Source organism: Kluyvera sichuanensis, from assembly GCF_014218705.1.
GTDB classification, from domain to species: Bacteria; Pseudomonadota; Gammaproteobacteria; order Enterobacterales; family Enterobacteriaceae; genus Kluyvera; species Kluyvera sichuanensis.
The window spans coordinates 167,372-183,884 of the sequence record NZ_JABBJF010000002.1 but is presented as its reverse complement, the minus strand read 5'-3'; the positions used below and the strand labels follow the sequence as shown (position 1 = coordinate 183,884).

General features: G+C 56.3%; 15 protein-coding genes and 1 pseudogene. 10 read left to right on the top strand and 6 right to left on the bottom strand.

The genetic code is table 11. The features are described from left to right. Positions 1-37 precede the first annotated feature (37 nt). Positions 38-637 (top strand): transporter, encoded by a 600-nt coding sequence (locus tag HII27_RS03230; RefSeq protein ID WP_185666524.1) that lies wholly within the window; start codon positions 38-40, stop codon positions 635-637. 313 nt (positions 638-950) lie between these two features. Next, the gene (gene ansP / locus HII27_RS03225; RefSeq protein WP_185666523.1) at positions 951-2,393 is read left to right on the top strand and encodes an L-asparagine permease; all 1,443 of its coding nucleotides are present in this window, start codon (positions 951-953) and stop codon (positions 2,391-2,393) included. 42 nt (positions 2,394-2,435) lie between these two features. On the opposite strand, the gene HII27_RS03220 is transcribed toward ansP, so the two are convergent. Further along, on the bottom strand, positions 2,436-3,368 hold the full coding sequence (locus HII27_RS03220; RefSeq protein WP_185666522.1) for a hypothetical protein: 933 nt from the start codon (positions 3,366-3,368) through the stop codon (positions 2,436-2,438). Positions 3,369-3,531: 163 nt separating this feature from the next. On the opposite strand from HII27_RS03220, the gene HII27_RS03215 reads away from it, so the two are divergent. From HII27_RS03215 to HII27_RS03185, 7 genes are all read left to right on the top strand, one after another. Continuing rightward, positions 3,532-3,894, top strand: a complete 363-nt coding sequence (locus HII27_RS03215) for a hypothetical protein (RefSeq protein ID WP_185666521.1) — start codon at positions 3,532-3,534, stop codon at positions 3,892-3,894. Positions 3,895-3,941: 47 nt separating this feature from the next. Then, entirely contained in the window at positions 3,942-5,972 is a 2,031-nt protein-coding gene (locus HII27_RS03210; protein ID WP_185666520.1) for a protein-disulfide reductase DsbD family protein, read from the top strand. A 6-nt stretch (positions 5,973-5,978) separates the two neighbouring features. Further along, entirely contained in the window at positions 5,979-6,701 is a 723-nt protein-coding gene (locus tag HII27_RS03205; protein WP_185666519.1) for a DsbA family protein, read from the top strand. Between the two features lie 44 nt (positions 6,702-6,745). Next, a complete protein-coding gene (gene dsbG, locus HII27_RS03200) occupies positions 6,746-7,504 on the top strand; it encodes a thiol:disulfide interchange protein DsbG (protein WP_185666753.1) in 759 nt (252 codons plus the stop codon). A 559-nt stretch (positions 7,505-8,063) separates the two neighbouring features. Further along, positions 8,064-9,077, top strand: coding sequence for a glutaminase A (gene glsA / locus HII27_RS03195; protein ID WP_185666518.1), 1,014 nt, complete (start codon positions 8,064-8,066; stop codon positions 9,075-9,077). A 3-nt stretch (positions 9,078-9,080) separates the two neighbouring features. Next, on the top strand, positions 9,081-10,682 hold the full coding sequence (locus HII27_RS03190) for an MFS transporter (RefSeq protein ID WP_223883138.1): 1,602 nt from the start codon (positions 9,081-9,083) through the stop codon (positions 10,680-10,682). A gap of 68 nt (positions 10,683-10,750) precedes the next feature. Beyond that, positions 10,751-11,131, top strand: a complete 381-nt coding sequence (locus tag HII27_RS03185) for a hypothetical protein (protein WP_185666517.1) — start codon at positions 10,751-10,753, stop codon at positions 11,129-11,131. 49 nt (positions 11,132-11,180) lie between these two features. Here the strand turns inward: HII27_RS03185 and HII27_RS03180 are convergent, their stop codons facing one another. The 5 genes from HII27_RS03180 to HII27_RS03160 all read right to left on the bottom strand — a co-directional run bounded on the left by HII27_RS03180 (position 11,181) and on the right by HII27_RS03160 (position 15,010). Continuing rightward, positions 11,181-11,321, bottom strand: coding sequence for a hypothetical protein (locus HII27_RS03180; RefSeq protein WP_185666516.1), 141 nt, complete (start codon positions 11,319-11,321; stop codon positions 11,181-11,183). Positions 11,322-11,370: 49 nt separating this feature from the next. Beyond that, positions 11,371-11,607: a hypothetical protein gene (locus HII27_RS03175; RefSeq protein WP_185666515.1), complete on the bottom strand. Its 237-nt coding sequence runs from the start codon at positions 11,605-11,607 to the stop codon at positions 11,371-11,373. A 479-nt stretch (positions 11,608-12,086) separates the two neighbouring features. Beyond that, positions 12,087-13,214: an ABC transporter substrate-binding protein gene (locus HII27_RS03170; RefSeq protein ID WP_185666514.1), complete on the bottom strand. Its 1,128-nt coding sequence runs from the start codon at positions 13,212-13,214 to the stop codon at positions 12,087-12,089. 24 nt (positions 13,215-13,238) lie between these two features. After that, entirely contained in the window at positions 13,239-14,009 is a 771-nt protein-coding gene (locus tag HII27_RS03165; RefSeq protein ID WP_185666513.1) for an ABC transporter ATP-binding protein, read from the bottom strand. Next, positions 14,009-15,010 carry a FecCD family ABC transporter permease gene (locus HII27_RS03160; RefSeq protein ID WP_370631761.1) on the bottom strand — a complete coding sequence of 334 codons (1,002 nt, stop codon included), beginning with the start codon at positions 15,008-15,010 and terminating at the stop codon, positions 14,009-14,011. Before HII27_RS03160 ends, HII27_RS03165 begins: the two co-directional genes overlap by 1 nt. 486 nt (positions 15,011-15,496) lie before the next feature. Between HII27_RS03160 and benC the strand changes: the two are divergent. Beyond that, positions 15,497-16,507, top strand: a pseudogene (benC, locus tag HII27_RS27080) (benzoate 1,2-dioxygenase electron transfer component BenC); the annotation flags it as partial. Positions 16,508-16,513: the final 6 nt, after the last annotated feature.

Below are 16,513 nucleotides of genomic sequence, written 5' to 3'. Positions count from 1 at the left end.
ATGTAAACTGTTTGTTTATTAAAAGACCGTGACTATTATGATTTTAGTTAATTTGTTTTTACGCTGCTTCTTTTTATCGCTGGCGACCGGCGCGGCTATTTTATGCCTGCATATCGATGTCAATATTCTCAAAAATACCCTGTCTGAGGTCTCGCTCACCGAGATTGTTCAGGAGACTATCCTCTTGCTTATCGTCCTGATCCACCTCGTGGCGGCACGTAAGCAACCCGATATGCGTCAATGTAATACCCTGATTGCTGGCTTCTTTATGGCCATGCTGATCCGCGAACTCGACGGCATTTTTGACCTGATCCACCACGGCAGTTGGGTAAGGTTTGCACTGGCGGTCAGTATTACGGCGCTTATCTACGCGTTTCGACAGCCTCAGCGGGTATTACATCAACTCACTCTGTATACAGCAAAACCCGCCTTCGGGATGATGCTCGCGGGATTATTAGCCACCCTGGTGTTTTCTCGCCTGTTTGGTATGTCGTTGCTCTGGCACTCCCTGCTGCAGGATGGCTACGTTCGGGAGGTGAAAAATATGGTGGAAGAGGGGACGGAACTCTTTGGCTATATTCTCTGCCTGGCGGCTTCGGTAGAAATATTTCGTCGGCAGAAAGCAGGCCACCGTTAAATTTTCCACCCAATAAATCATCGCGTTTACGGGCCTCCTATGGGAGGCCTTTTTCGTACCCGTCGCCGGGCGAAAGCACGACCCCAGAGCAAGTGACCGGCGTTTTCGCAGAGGGCACCGTTTTATGCGCGAAAGAGGTCTGAAGAGTAAGCGTATGTTTTGCGCCGCTTAATAATTGCAGGTAGGATGCTTCGCGGCAGTTTTATCCCTACGCAGAATGACGGGAAAAACCGCGCGGGTTGTCGTGGATAGGCGTTCCGTATTCATTCGATAACCTTATGCATTCCATACATCAGACAGGTACAGGGTAATAATGGAAACACAACACTCACAGGCCGCGGAGCAACGCGCGGCAAAACGACGCTGGCTGAACGCCCACGAAGAGGGTTATCACAAGGCGATGGGCAACCGACAGGTACAGATGATCGCCATCGGCGGCGCTATCGGTACCGGTTTGTTCCTCGGCGCAGGTGCGCGTTTGCAAATGGCAGGTCCGGCGCTGGCGCTGGTTTACCTGGTTTGCGGCATCTTCTCGTTCTTTATTCTTCGCGCGCTGGGTGAACTGGTATTACACCGCCCGTCGAGCGGCAGCTTCGTCTCCTATGCCCGTGAGTTTCTCGGCGAAAAGGCCGCCTATGTGGCGGGCTGGATGTACTTCGTCAACTGGGCGATGACCGGCATTGTTGATATCACCGCAGTGGCGCTCTATATGCACTACTGGGGCGCGTTTGGTGACGTGCCGCAGTGGGTGTTTGCGCTGGGCGCGCTGGCGATTGTCGGCACCATGAACATGATTGGCGTGAAGTGGTTCGCCGAGATGGAGTTCTGGTTTGCGCTGGTGAAAGTGCTGGCGATTGTGGTGTTCCTCGTCGTCGGGACCGTGTATCTGGGCAGCGGCAAACCGCTGGACGGCAATGCCACCGGCTTCCATCTGATAACCGACAACGGCGGCTTCTTCCCGCATGGCCTGCTGCCTGCGCTGGTGCTGGTGCAGGGCGTGGTATTTGCCTTTGCCTCCATTGAACTGGTCGGTACCGCAGCGGGCGAGTGTAAAGACCCGCAGACCATGGTGCCGCGCGCCATCAACAGCGTTATCTGGCGTATCGGCCTGTTCTACGTGGGTTCGGTGGTGCTGCTGGTGTTGCTGCTGCCGTGGACGGCTTATCAGGCGGGGCAGAGTCCGTTTGTGACCTTCTTCTCTAAGCTCGGCGTGCCTTACATCGGTAGCATCATGAACATCGTGGTACTGACGGCGGCGCTCTCAAGCCTTAACTCGGGCCTCTACTGCACCGGGCGTATCTTACGCTCGATGGCGATGGGCGGTTCCGCACCGAAGTTTATGAGCAAAATGAGCCGCCAGCACGTGCCGTACGCAGGCATTATGGCGACGCTGGTAGTCTACGTGGTGGGCGTGTTCCTGAACTATCTGGTGCCGTCTCAGGTCTTTGAAATCGTGCTGAACTTCGCTTCGCTGGGCATTATCGCTTCGTGGGCGTTTATCATGGTGTGCCAGCTGCGCCTGCGTAAGGCCATCAAAGAAGGCAAGGCCGCGGACGTGAACTTCAAGCTGCCGGGCGCGCCGTTTACCTCCTGGTTGACGCTGCTGTTCCTGCTGAGCGTGCTGGTACTGATGGCGTTCGATTATCCGAACGGCACCTACACCATCGCCTCGCTGCCGCTGATTGCTATTCTGCTGGTGGCCGGATGGTTCGGGGTTCGTAAGCGTGTAGCGGAAATTCACAGCACCGCACCGTAATCTACGATAAGGCCTGACGTTGTCAGGCCTTTTTCCTGGCAGCTAAAAGCTCATGGCTAACCCCACGCCATAGCCGCTGGTGCCGTTGCCAAACATATAGCGCGCCACCAGACGCGTGCGGGTAATAAAGACCGGGTACTTACTGCTGTCCATCTCAATCCCAATCCCCACCGAGCTCAAACTATCAAACCCTAACGTGCCGCGCTGTTCGCCGAGGTACTCGGTATGCGCCCCTTCCAGCACATAGCGCACCGGGCTCTTCAGCAGCGTCCAGTCGAAAAGCGGGGCGCGGCGGCGTAGATAAAGCCCGAGGTTTTGTGCCGTGGCACTGCCCTCAACGGCGCTGGAGGTGTTGCCGAAGGTTTGCAGATTCATGCCCGTGTAGCGCAACTCAACGTCAATATCCTGCGCCGGGGAGACCAGCTCATAGTCGAGCATTAACGAACCGCCCAGGCCATAGGCGTTGAGCCGGCCGCCGTCGAGAAAGTCATACTCGGCGTTGCGATGCCGTTCCAGCGCCCATTTTCCGACCCGCAGATCGCTCGCCATCGTGCCGAGCATCACGTTGGCAATCGGACGCAGCACCAGATTGCCGCCCCAGCGGTCGCGGTGCAGGCTGAAATCCCAGCCGATACCGCCGGTGGCCGTCAGGCTGTTCCATTTGGTCGGAATACGTCGACTTTGGTCGCCATCGCTGATGACGAACTGCGGGTCGTAGCGGCTGTAGCCCATCGCCCCTTCGAGATAAAGCGGAAACGTGTCGCCCATCGTTGCGCCGCCGCCAAACTGGGTGATCGACAGCTCGGTTTTATCGTCGGAGCCCGAGCCGATATTGAGGTCGCTGGCGGTAATATCCGGCACAATCATGTAGCTCATCAGCGTCAGCACCGCATCGGCCCGCTGCTTAATGCGCTGACCGTCCGCCGCTTGCAGCGCGGTGCTGAAGGTCAGCGAAGTCAGCAGAAGCATGAACATGCTGGGAAATGCCGCGATCATGGTCGGTGAAGCCTCAATCGGGTGATGATGGATTAACTATAGAGCAGGATCTTGCCGCAGTAAGACAAAACCTTACACTCGCGGCCTTGCGCATTGTTGAGGATTGTTTATGATTCGGCTGTTCTGAAACGTCTGGTAATTTATGCGTAATCGTCGGCTTCTTGCTAAAGGGTTCTTGATAGTGACCTGCCTCGCTATGGCGCTTTGCCTGGTGCAGCGGGCGGTCTATCTGCACCATTTTCTTGAGCAGGTCGGCAACCCGGTTCAGACTCTCTCCACGCCGGCAACGGACGAATCCCAGGTTGGGCCTTCGCCGTGCCAGCTTAGCGCCAACTCGCTGTTGTGCGCGCAGCCCATTTTCTTCGACGGCGCGCTGCCTGCCGTTATCATCTTCCTGGCCCTGATTCAGCTATTCGCTGAAGTGCGTACGTTTGTCTTCCGCGACGTGCCCAGACGGCCGCCCACGCTTCGCATACACCTCAAAAACTGCGTGTTCCGTGAATAAATCATCGTCCTGACGACGATTGATTATTTAATTCACGGAGAAAAAACATGTTGAATATCTTCAGGGGATTACTCCTCCTGTTGCTGGCCTGCGTGGGTACCGCTCACGCAGCCGATACCGGGTGGCTTACGTCCCCGCAAAATGACCACGCTAAGATTCGTTTCCAGGCGGAAAGAGGGCAGGACCGCCTGTATGGCTTGCTGACCGTTGAGCTACAGTCCGGCTGGAAAACCTACTGGCGATCGCCGGGAGAAGGGGGCGTGGCGCCCGAAATACACTGGAAAAACGGTGAAAAGGCGCAGTGGTACTGGCCGGTGCCGTCCCGCTTTGATATTTCGGGGCTGACCACCCAGGGCTACCATAACCGGGTGGTGATTCCGATGATCATCACCGGGAATCCGGGGGATGTGCTGGACGGCACGCTGACGCTCTCAACCTGCAGCAACGTCTGTCTATTAACGGACTACCCGCTGCATCTTGATTTTAACCAGCCGGTCGACGGCCAGTTCCAGGACGCGTTCGAGCAGGCAATGCGCACCATCCCGGCGGAAAAGGGTATTTCGGAGGATCTTGCGGCGCACCTTGAGGGCGATCGTCTGGTGATCACCGGCACCACTGCGGGAACGTGGCGTTCCCCGGAAATCTATTTTGACCCGATGGACGGCGGCATTATTCCCGGCGACCCGAGTATCAAAATGCACGGTGCGGAGCTGGTTGTGAGTGCGCCGGTGACGGACGAGTGGGGCGAAAAACCGGCAACGCTCGCGGGGAAAACGCTCTCCTTTGTCCTCACCAGCGACGGAAAAGCCCAGCAAACCACCCTGACAGTAGGGGCCGATCAAACCGCCAATGCGCCCGATGCAGCCAGCGTCAGTATCATGCAGATGTTGCTGTTCGCGCTGCTCGGCGGGTTTATCCTCAACCTGATGCCCTGCGTCCTGCCGGTAATGGGGATGAAGCTGAGCGCGGTGCTCCACGCCGGGTCGGATACGCGCAGTATCCGTCTGCGATTCCTCGCGACCAGCGCCGGGATCCTTGTCTCCTTTGCGCTGCTGGCGACGATGGTCACGGCGCTGAAGCTGACCGGCGCGGCGCTGGGCTGGGGGATTCAGTTCCAGAACCCGTGGTTTATTGGCCTGATGGTCGCCGTCACCTTTATCTTCGCGCTGAACCTGTTCGGCACCTTTGCCGTGCTGCTGCCGTCATCCATGGTCGGCAGGATGGCCACCGCCGGTGGCAACGGAATGCTGGGCAGTTTCTTCGAGGGGATGTTTGCCACGCTGCTGGCCACACCGTGTTCGGCGCCGTTCCTCGGCACCGCCGTGGCCTTTGCGCTGGGGGCTCCGCTTCAGGATCTCTGGCTTATTTTTATCGCGCTTGGTATCGGGATGGCGATTCCCTGGCTGTTGGTGGCGCTGCTGCCAAAAACCGCTGCGCTATTACCACGTCCAGGGCGCTGGATGGCGATGCTGAAAACCATTCTGGCGCTGATGATGCTGGCTTCAAGCCTGTGGCTGGCGTCGCTGCTGAGCCTGCATTTGGGTGACCGGGTCAGCGATATGGTGATTCTGCTGCTGGCCATCGTGGCGCTGGTGGCCGTTCTGTTCACCGGCCCGCGCAGCGGTGCGTCGTTCTATCTGGCGGTGATTTTGCTCACCGGCCTTGGCGGCTATCAGCTGCGTGGGCTGATTCAGTCGCCGTCAGCCTCGTCCACCGAGGCCAGCGCGGACATTCGCTGGCAGCCGCTCAGCGAAGCGGCGATTGATCAGGCGCTGGCACAGGGGAAACGCGTTTTCGTGGATATCTCCGCCGACTGGTGCGTGACCTGCAAGGTGAATGAAATGCGCGTGCTGAACCAGCCGGAGATCGTCGCGGCGCTGAATGCCCCTGATGTGGTGGCGCTGCGCGGTGACTGGAGCAAGCCTTCCGCATCGATCGCCGCCTTCCTGCAAAAGCGCAACCGCTACGCCATCCCCTTCAATGAAATCTACGGGCCGGGCCAGCCCGAGGGCGAGATCCTCTCGCCGCTGCTGGACCAACAAACGCTGCTCGCCGCCCTGAAACATGCCAAAGGTTAATGAATCATGAAATACACGCTTCTGTTTACGCTTTTAATGACCGCTTCACTGCAAGCCGTTGCCGCGCCAGCGCTTACGCCAGCCCAGGAGGCTCGCGTCCAGGAATTAGTGCAGGAGACGCTGCTTAAACACCCGGAAATTCTGGCCGCTGCGGCAGAAAAGCTGGATCAGCAAAGCGCCGAGGCCAGCCAGCAGCAGATGAAATCGGTCATCGCGCAGAACAGCGATTTTCTCTACCGCGACCCCAACTCCCCGCGTATCGGGGCGGCGAAACCGCGTCTGACGCTGGTGGTCTTTACCGACTATAACTGCCCATACTGCAAGAAATTTGATCCTTATCTGGAGAAGATCGTGGCGAAATACCCGGACGTTGCCGTGGTGTTCAAATTCCTGCCTTACCGCTCGGAAAGCTCGGTGACGTCGGCCCGGGATGCGCTCACCGTCTGGCGCGCTCACCCGGAGCAATTTATGAAGTTTAACGACCTGCTGATGGCGAAAAAGGGTTATCACGACGATGCCAGCATCGCCCAGGCCAAGCAGAAAGCGGGCGTGGTGGTGAATGAACCGGACAGCGAGAGCTTTGAAACGGTGAAGAAAAGCCTCGCGCTGGCGCAGCAGTTGGGTATTCAGGGCACGCCCGCCACGCTAATTGGCGATGAAATGCTCTCCGGCTGGGTTCCTTATGAGCAGTTTGATGCTATGGTCAGCGACGCGCTGAAAAAACAGTAAATTCACTTTCGGGGGAGCGATCCCCCGTTCAGAGAGAGACGATGATGAAATCGATTATTCTAACGTCACTGGCGCTGCTCCCGGCGTTCGCCTACGCCAGCGCGCCGCTTCCCGATATCGTGAAGCGCTTTAGCGAACAGCAGAACATCACCATCATTAAAGAGGTGGAGGCCCCCGGCGGGCTGAAAAGCTGGGTCGGGAAGTATCAGGATATGGGGGTGAACCTGTTCCTGACCCCTGACGGCAAGCACGTGGTATCGGGGTACCTTTATGACGACAAAGGTAAAAACCTGAGTGAAGGCTACTTTACCGAAGCGATTTACGTACCGATGGGCCAGGAGATGTGGAAAACGCTCAATAGCGCCCACGCGCTGAAGGAGGGGGCCGATACCGCGCCGAGAAAGGTGTTTGTGTTTGCCGATCCTTTCTGCCCTTACTGCAAAACTTTCTGGGCGGCGGCGCAGCCGTGGGTTGAGGCGGGTCACGTCCAGCTCAATACGCTGCTGGTGGCCTTCCTGAACCCGAAAAGCGGGCGCAACGCGACGGCCATTCTTAACGCGGCGGATCCGGTAGCGGCCTGGCGAGACTACGAATTGTCTAACGGTAAGAAATTGCCGCGTTTTGACGGCGTCACGCCGCGCGAAACCTTCAATCTGCTGCAACAGCATCAGAAGATGATGGATGACTTAGGCGCGAACGCCACGCCGGCGATTTACTATATGAACGACAAGAACGAGCTGCAGCAGGTGGTGGGGATGCCTGATGAGAAACAGCTTGAGGCGATGTTTGGCCCGAAACCCTGATATGACGCGTAGCCCCCTCACCCTAACCCTCTCCCTTCCAGGGAGAGGGCCGGGGTGAGGGTAATGCGCAGAACCAGGGAACAGGGAAAAATAGCTACAATTAAGCGCTAATAAAAGCAGGTAATTTACCAAAATTACCCCTGTCAGATTATTTAATTATTTCAGATATACTACTTTGTGGTTATATTGTTTAACTGGTATCTCAAATGACACTTATTTACATTCAGCTGGCGAATCTTTAACAGGAATAACGCTATAATGCCGCCGCTCTAAGGAAAAACATCAATCATTCATTACCAATGAGTCATATGCTATGGATAAGCAAATGTATATCATCACCCGAAGTCAACGCTATCTGCAGACCAAACCCCCTTCTACGCCATAATTGCCCCCGCTGTTTCTCACAGCATCTACTATTTTTTCTCCTTACCGCTCGACGGTTATTTTCCCTGTCTAGCGTATAGGTCACGCTGCGTCTTTCAATACGCTTATTCGTACAGCAAAATTTAAATCATAAATTTTGTTATTCTGCTGTGCGCCAAAATAAAGGAACGTCTTTATGGAATATCATTCCAGGGACCACCATAACCAAAATATATCGCTGCCCAGCGGCGAACACATTGAACGCCTGATTACGGACGTTTATTCGGCCCTGTGCTCCGAGCAAGAGGGTGCCGTTTCGACGGTCTATCCGGCGTTAACCCGCGTCGACCCGAACCTGTTTGGCATCTACCTCAAAGGCGTGGACGGCTACGAGTTCTCCATCGGTGACGTGGAGACCGAGTTCACCATCATGAGCATCTCCAAGCCCTTTATCTTTGCGCTGGTGTGCCAGGCCATTGGGCCGCAGGCGGCGCGCGAACGGCTTGGCGTCAACGGTACCGGGATGCCGTTTAACTCGGTATCGGCCATTGAGCAGTCGACCACAAAACTGACGAACCCGATGGTTAACTCCGGTGCCATTGCCACCACCAGTTTTACGCCAGGAAAAACCAAAGAAGAGAAATGGCACTATATCTACAACGGCCTCTGTGGATTTGCCGGGCGTAAGCTGACATTAAACGAAGAAATATATCAATCCGCCTGCCAGAGTAATTATCGCAATCGCGGAATTGCCCATCTGCTTTATAGCTACGGACGCCTCGGATGTGACCCGGAAATGGCCACCGAACTCTATACCCGTCAATGCTGCCTGAATATTAATTCCCGTGATTTAGCTGTAATGGGAGCAACCCTTGCCGACGGCGGAATTAACCCGGTAACCGGAGATAAAATTATTAATAATGCCATCTGTCATTATACCCTCGCCGTGATGCTGACGTCGGGAATGTATGAAACCTCCGGTGAATGGCTATATGAAACCGGGCTGCCTGCCAAAAGCGGTATCGGTGGCGGCATTGTTGCCGTCTCACCGGGAAAATGTGCGTTAAGCGCTTTCTCTCCGCTGCTCGACGGGGCCGGAAATAGCGTTAAAGCGCAGAAAGCCATTCGATCATTATCGCGCTGTCTGGGGATGGATCTGCTGGTTGCTAAACCCTATACCGATAACCGTAGCCTAACGGCGCAGGAGTAACCAATGAGCACAATAACCGCAGAACAACAGCAGCGCTCCTGGGCACCAATGATCGCCATCGCGCTGGCCCAGGTGCTGATGTCATTTAACGTCGCTTCGCTGCCGGTCGCGCTTAGTGGCATGGTCAACAGCTTTAACGTGCCGCCAACCGATATTGCCACCGGTATTATTATGTACTCGCTCTCCGTCGCCGCGTTTGTGATGGCGGGTTCGAAACTCAGCCAGCGCTTTGGCCCGGTCATCGTCTTTCGCGTGTCGGTGCTGGTCTTTGGCGGCGCGCAGATTTTCATGGTTATCAGCCAGAACGTGCAAACCATGATTGCCGCGCAGGCGCTTTGCGGGCTTACTGCCGCCGCGCTGGTGCCATCGCTGGTGGCGCTGATTGCGGAAAACTACAAGGGTAAACAGCAGGCGACGGCACTCGGCTCACTTGGATCCGCCCGTGCGGGTGCGGGCGTAGCGGCATTTCTGATTGGCGGCGTCTTTGGTACCTGGATCGGCTGGCGCCCGGTGTTTGCCGTGATGATTGTCCTGGCGCTTATCACCTTTGCCCTGAGCTTCCGTCTACGTAAAGACGAGGGTGACCCGAGCGTGCAGATAGACGTGATTGGCCTGTTGCTGGCTGCCAGCGCCATTGTGCTGCTCTCGCTGGGATTCAATAACCTGAACGGCTGGGGGGGCCTGATGGCGAAACCCGCCGCGCCGTTCACTCTGAACGGCCTGTCACCCGCGCCGGTGATGATTGTGGTGGGCTTTATCCTGCTGCAAGGGTTTGTGATGTGGAACCGTCATATCAAACAGCGCGGCCGCACGCCGTTGATTGCGCTGGAAGTGATGGACTCGCCGTCTGAGAAAGCCGCCGTCACCGTGATGTTCGCCGTGGTGGCGCTGGAGGCGATGCTGAACTTCACCGTGCCGCTGTATATCCAGATTGTGCAAGGACGTACGCCGATGGCGACCACCGTGGCGATGCTGCCGTTCAACCTGTCGGTGTTCTTCTCCGCGCTGTTGGTGATTAAGCTGTACGACAAATTCACGCCGAAACAGATTGCCACCTCGGGGTTCATCGTCTGCTGCGCGGCGCTGGTCTGGCTCTCCTGGGTTGTCACCAATAACTGGAGTGAATGGCCGGTGATGGTGGGGCTGATTGTCTTCGGCATGGGGCAGGGTGCGCTGGTCACGCTGGTGTTCAACGTGCTGGTCAGCTCCTCACCTAAATCGCTGGCAAGCGACGTAGGCGCGCTTCGCGGCACCACCAGTAATCTGGCAAACGCCATTGGTACGGCGGTTGCGGGCGCGCTGCTGGTTGGCCTGCTCAGCGCCAGCGTGATGAAAAGCGTGGTGGCCTCGCCGGTGGTGACCGCCGAACTTCAGGCGGAGGTGAATCTGGATAACATTAACTTTGTCAGCAACGAGCGTCTGGCGACGGTGCTGGAAAATACCTCGGCGACGCCTGCGCAGGTGCAGGAAGCGATGGACATCAACGAGACGTCCAGGCTGAAGGCGCTGAAGCTCGGGATCCTGATCATGGCGCTGATCTCCGCACTGGCGATTCTCCCGGCTCGCCGACTGCCGGGCTACTCGCCGGGCAATATTCCGGTGTAGCAATACTTTCCCGGCGTTGAGGTTATTCGACATGCCTCAACGCCGTTTATCTTCGAATTAAGGATTTCATGATGACGCGTATCTCTTTCTGGAAGGGCGTAATGGCGTGGGTCAAGCTCGCCTCGCTGCTTTTTTTCACCCTGTTTGTGCTTCTTGCGCTGCCGCATCTGGGCGTCGCTGGGATGAATTTCTCGGTGCAGTTTTTATCGTTCAAGCTGGTGATTGTGCTGTTTATCATCGCCTATCTGGCGTTTGTCTTTTCTTATGGCCGGCTGCGCTTAAAGCGTCGTGGTTTTTTAATGGCGGGCGTGGGGCATATTCTGGTGGTGGCGGTATTTAGCCTGCTGTTCTATCCGATTGTCGGTTTTGCGATTGCGCTATTTTATCTCGTGGCGGCATATAAGTTTGCGAGCGTTAAGATTGGCTGCCAGTGCAGTGAGATGGGCTAATTATCGTGATGGGTTACCGATGCGGGCGCATCGGTAACCCATCAAGCCATCAGGACGGGTCTTTAATGCCGTCCAGCAGCTTTCTTACCCGTGGGCCAAGTATCCAGAACAGCGCCAGAATTATCAGCAGCAGCAGTGCCGACAGCCCTTTATGGTTATTGATGAGGATAAAAATCATTGCCAGTGTCAAGGCGTGAATCCTTATTGTTGTGCGTTGTGTATTTTATGCCGCGTAGGGATTAACCCCAGACGCGAATAAAGTTAGTTGCGATAGTGATAATCACCCACACCAGTAAATAATAACGGCGGGAATCATTACGTGATTCCAGGGCGGCGAAATAGTTAGCGCTATAAAATGCTGAAATAATAATGGCGACGGTGATGACAATATGCCAGACACCTTCTCTGATGCCGATAACGGCGCTAATGGAGGCAAAGCAGATAACGATAGCAATGCCGTTCAGGGCATTACACATCAACCAACCCCACAGGCTTGATGGCCTGCTAAACATCTGTTCAAGTCTTAAAACCAATTAATCATTCACCCAGTCAATATAAGAGCGCTATAAAATGCATTTTATAACCTGACCGGGCGTTGACTAAAATCAAGATTGATGGTTTCTACAGGGAATTAATTTGAAACTGATATATATCAATTTACACGATATTTTGTGAATTTGCGTTTGTTTTGAAAATATTAAAACCCGCAAATCACTATGATATATAAAGATAAAGTGAGGAGGGCTAGTGTTTTATTTTTAACGGCATTTTAATTTTGTTACCTATTTGGTATAGGGTTTAGTACTACTGTTTATCGAATGATAGTCACTGCCTTTATTATTATTTTAGCTGAATATAACCAACGTTAATAGCGATTTCAGAATAGCGATCGTTGATCGGTAAAATAGAATAAAAAAGGCGCCAGTGAAAAATTCCACTGACGCCACACGTTTTTTTACTTCTCAGGCGTATAGCTCAGAATCACCTTATCATCCGGAATATGGGTGAATTGGGTAATCAGCTGATGGTAATCCGCCAGGGGATCGACATCTTTAAACTGCGTTGGATAGAAAATCTTACTCAGCGTCTCGATGGCGATAATGTTGTACGGGTTGTTATAGAAGTGGTGATACAGCGCCCCGGTATGCCCTGCGACAACCGCCGGAATGCTGCTCACACCCTGACGCGCCAGCAGCGCGTTAAAGGCGCTGACCACATCGCTTTCCGGCACGTTGTAGCCGAACGGAATAATCGCCGTGCCTTTGCCCGGGCGTTTAGAGCCGGTCATCAGGTAGTAGTCCGGATTCATGGAGATGATTTTCTCCACCGAGATATTGCCGGTGGCGCCCGGCAGCAGCTGCGAACCAATGTTCACGCCGCCTGCGGCTTCGACCAGACCGCCCCAGCCGTTGCGCGCATGGGTGAAGCAGCAGCCGTTATCCAGCCCGGCAACCCCGGCAATCGGCTCGATAAACACTAATGGCTTCTTCTCAACCTTAGCCAGACGCTGATGAATGGTGTCCAGGCGCTGCTGATAGAAGTTGATATAGGCCTGTGCGCGGTCGCTCTGACCGAGTACTTTGCCGAGCATTGCGATGCTTGGCATGGTGTTCTCAACCGGATGCAGTTCGTAGTCAACGAAAACGACCGGCACGTGGAGCGCCTCGAGCTTCGCCAGCACGCCGCTTTGCACCAGCGATGGCTTAGCGCGCAGCTGGGCAATCATCAGATCCGGGTGGCGAGAGATTACCGTCTCCAGGTCAACGTTGCCCTGGTCGGAGAATTTCATATCGAGGATTTTATCCGCCTCGGGCCATTTACGCTTTAGCACGTTCCAGGTTTCGGTATCCTGTTTTTTCGGCAGGTTGTTCCACGCCACCACTTTGGCGAACGGATTGTCGCGCTCCAGCACCGCCAGCGTCAGAATATCGCGGCCGTCCTGCAGAATAATGCGCTGCGGCTCCTGCGTGACCGTGACCGTCCGGTTGTCCATATCCTTGACCGTTACCGGCCAGTTACCCGCCATCGCCAGCAGCGGTGAAAGCAGCAGCGCTGCGCCTAATAGTGCCTTCTTCATCGTCATGATTTCCCCGTCTTACGATTATTGTTATGTCGTTAATCCATCGACCACCACGTGCGGTAGCCCTTGTGAACAATGTTCGACCCGGCCACGCACGCCATAAACGGTCGCCAGATTTTGTGGAATCACTACCTCATCCGGTACGCCGCTTGCTACCAGCGCACCATTTTTCAGCATCACGGCATATTCGGCGTGACGCAGGGCAATGTTGATATCGTGGATCACCACCACCGTGACGATATTGCGCAGCCGTGTCTCTCTGGCGACGATATCCATCACATGAAACTGGAAATTGAGGTCGATGGCGCTCAGCGGTTCATCGAGCAGCAGCAGATCCGGCTGGCGGATCAGGGACTGCGCCAGGCCAATCAGCTGTTTCTGGCCGCCGGAGAGTTGGTCGAGGTAGTGCATCGCCAGATGGGCGACGCCGAGTTTTTCCAGAATGGCGTAGGCTTCCTGCTCGGCGTTGCCTTCGTGGTAGCCGCTGGCGCGACGCGCCACGATAACCGACTCCAGCGCGTGCAGATGCACACCGGCGGGCAGCGACTGCGGCAGATAAACCACCTTCTGGGCGCGTTTGGAGGGCATCAGCGTCATCAGGTCTTCGCCATTCAGCGACAGCACGCCCTGCGCCGGGTTGAGATCCGCCAGCGCCCGCAGCAGCGTCGATTTACCGGAACCGTTGGGGCCGAGCAGGGCGGTAATCTTGCCGCGCGGCAGCAGCGGCGTGGTCAGGCCATCGATGATTTTCTTTTTGCCATACCCGGTATGGAGGTCGCGAATAGAGAGGCCATCCATTACAGCGTTCCTCGGTGGCGAATAATAATGCTCAGGAAGAAAGGCACGCCGACCAGCGAGGTCACGATGCCCACCGGAATAATGACCCCGGTGACGATATTTTTAGACACCACCGACGCCAGCGACAGAACCAGCGCGCCAATCAGCATGCTGCCGGGCAGGTAGAAGCGGTGATCTTCGCCAAACATCATGCGGGAAATGTGCGGCGCGACGAGGCCGATAAAGCCGATGGGGCCGACGAAGGCCACGGTCAGCGCCGAGATAATGCTGATGCGCAGCAGCGTCGCCAGACGCAGTTTACGCACGTTAATGCCAAAGCTGACGGCGCGGTCTTCGCCAAGGCGCAGCGCGGTCAGCTTCCAGGCGTTTTTCAATGACAGCGGGGTGATAATCAGCAGCGCCACCGCCAGAATCGCCAGCTTGTCCCACGAGGCGCGCGCCAGGCTGCCCATCGTCCAGAACACCAGACCCTGCAAGGTGTCCTCGCTGGCGACGAACTGCAAAATGGAGATCAGCGCGTTAAAGGTGAAGACCAGCGCGATACCAAACAGCACCACGCCGGAGGTGGCAACCCGCGTCCAGCGGCTGATGCCGTCGAGAATAAAGCAGGCCATCAGCGCAAAGACAAAGGCGTTCACCGAGATAAACCACTGGTCGGGAATGCCCGGAATGCCGAGTCCCAGAATAATCGCCAGTGCCGCGCCGAACGAGGCGGCGGAGGAGACGCCGAGGGTAAACGGGCTGGCCAGTGGGTTGTTGAGGATGGTCTGCATCTCCGCCCCGGCAAGCCCTAAGCCCATGCCGACCAGAATCGCCATCAGCGCGAACGGTAAACGCAGCTCCCAGACAATCACGCGGGTGCCTGCATCGGCGGCGTCGGCGTGGAACAGCGTCTGCCACAGCGTCGACACGGAGATGCCCGAGGGGCCGAGGGTGAAATCAAGCAGCAGGGAGCAGAGGATACAGAGCAGCACGACACCGGCAAGCAGGTAACGCTGCATAACCACCCGACGATAGCGGGCGGCAATCGCCAGCGCGGGGGAGTCGGCGCTGGAGGCAAGGCTGGAATTCATCGGATAACCTTATGGAACAGGGTAAATTCAGTGAACCTCCCGCCTGTCCCGAGGCGAAAAATGCAGGATATCCAATATCCTGGAGAGAGCTGGCGACAATATATTGAATTGATAATGCTTATCAATTCAATATGAAAATAATTAGCGTTCCATTGATTGTTTGTTTAACTAATCCCCTCACCCTAGCCCTCGCCCCTCTGGGGAGAGGGCTAGGGTGAGGGGAAAAGCACCGCAATAACCACGTAATTTACAAGCCCAATCTCCCCACCCAATAAATGTGACCGCCCCCGCGAACCCAACAGCATGCCGGTTTTGTCCTGCTTAATGTCACCTCTGTCCGTTGTGCCTGAACGTCATCCAGCATTTGATGAGGCATCGGATTTTCCGACCGCAATAGCCTGGAGGATGAGAGAGATGACCCATCAGATTACCCTTCGTTTTGAAGACGGCGCGATGCAGACCCTGGAGTGCCGCAAGGGTGAGACCGTTGCTGATGCCGCGCTGCGCGCCAGAATCAGCATTCCGCTCGACTGCCGCGACGGCGTCTGCGGCACCTGTAAGGCCACCTGCGCCTCTGGTGATTATCAGCACGGCGACTACGTGGACGACGCACTCTCCACCGAAGAAGCCCGCGCGGGTAGGGTGTTGACCTGCCAGATGCGCCCGTCCAGCGACTGCGTGGTAGAGATTGCCGCCGCGTCAGACGCCGCCTGTGTGGCTACGTATCAAGGGCATATCACCGCCAGCCGCGCGCTGTCACCGACAACGTTAACCTTCTCCATTGCGCTCGACGACCGCCAGACGTTGAGCTTCTTGCCTGGCCAGTACGTCAGCGTGCAGGTACCGGGCAGCGACCAGACGCGCTCGTACTCATTCAGCTCCGGGCCGCGAGAAACCGAGGTCTCGTTCGTGGTGCGTAACGTGCCGCAGGGGCTGATGTCGACCTGGCTGAGTGAGCGTGCTCGCGTGGGCGATGCGATGTCGTTTCGCGGGCCGATGGGCAGCTTCTACCTGCGCCCGGTGGAGCGTCCGCTCCTGTTCCTGGCAGGTGGCACCGGGTTGGCACCGTTCCTGTCGATGCTGGCCGCGCTGGTGGATGACAACGCTACGCACCAGCCGGTGCACCTGATTTTTGGCATCACCCGCGATGAAGACCGGGTGGCGATTGAGACCCTCGATGATTACGCCCGACAGCTGCCAAACTTCAGCTACCGCTGTACCGTCGCCGACCCGGAAAGCGCCGCGCCGCACAAGGGCTACGTCACCCAGCATATCGATGCGGGCATGCTGAACGGCGGTGATGCCGACGTTTACCTCTGCGGCCCACCGCCAATGGTGGATGCCGTGCGTCGCTATCTGGACGCCGAAGGGCTGACGCCGCGTAATTTCTACTACGAGAAATTTGCGGGCGCAGGGCAGACGGCACCGAGC

Coding starts and splice junctions, on each gene's coding strand:
- HII27_RS03185 (WP_185666517.1), top strand. CDS start 10,751: ATGATGACGCGTATCTCTTTCTGGAAGGGCGTAATGGCGTGGGTCAAG.
- HII27_RS03160 (WP_370631761.1), bottom strand. CDS start 15,010: ATGCAGCGTTACCTGCTTGCCGGTGTCGTGCTGCTCTGTATCCTCTGC.
- glsA (WP_185666518.1), top strand. CDS start 8,064: ATGGAATATCATTCCAGGGACCACCATAACCAAAATATATCGCTGCCC.
- HII27_RS03210 (WP_185666520.1), top strand. CDS start 3,942: ATGTTGAATATCTTCAGGGGATTACTCCTCCTGTTGCTGGCCTGCGTG.
- HII27_RS03170 (WP_185666514.1), bottom strand. CDS start 13,214: ATGACGATGAAGAAGGCACTATTAGGCGCAGCGCTGCTGCTTTCACCG.
- HII27_RS03215 (WP_185666521.1), top strand. CDS start 3,532: ATGCGTAATCGTCGGCTTCTTGCTAAAGGGTTCTTGATAGTGACCTGC.
- HII27_RS03175 (WP_185666515.1), bottom strand. CDS start 11,607: ATGTGTAATGCCCTGAACGGCATTGCTATCGTTATCTGCTTTGCCTCC.
- HII27_RS03220 (WP_185666522.1), bottom strand. CDS start 3,368: ATGTTCATGCTTCTGCTGACTTCGCTGACCTTCAGCACCGCGCTGCAA.
- HII27_RS03165 (WP_185666513.1), bottom strand. CDS start 14,009: ATGGATGGCCTCTCTATTCGCGACCTCCATACCGGGTATGGCAAAAAG.
- HII27_RS03205 (WP_185666519.1), top strand. CDS start 5,979: ATGAAATACACGCTTCTGTTTACGCTTTTAATGACCGCTTCACTGCAA.
- HII27_RS03190 (WP_223883138.1), top strand. CDS start 9,081: ATGAGCACAATAACCGCAGAACAACAGCAGCGCTCCTGGGCACCAATG.
- ansP (WP_185666523.1), top strand. CDS start 951: ATGGAAACACAACACTCACAGGCCGCGGAGCAACGCGCGGCAAAACGA.
- HII27_RS03230 (WP_185666524.1), top strand. CDS start 38: ATGATTTTAGTTAATTTGTTTTTACGCTGCTTCTTTTTATCGCTGGCG.
- dsbG (WP_185666753.1), top strand. CDS start 6,746: ATGAAATCGATTATTCTAACGTCACTGGCGCTGCTCCCGGCGTTCGCC.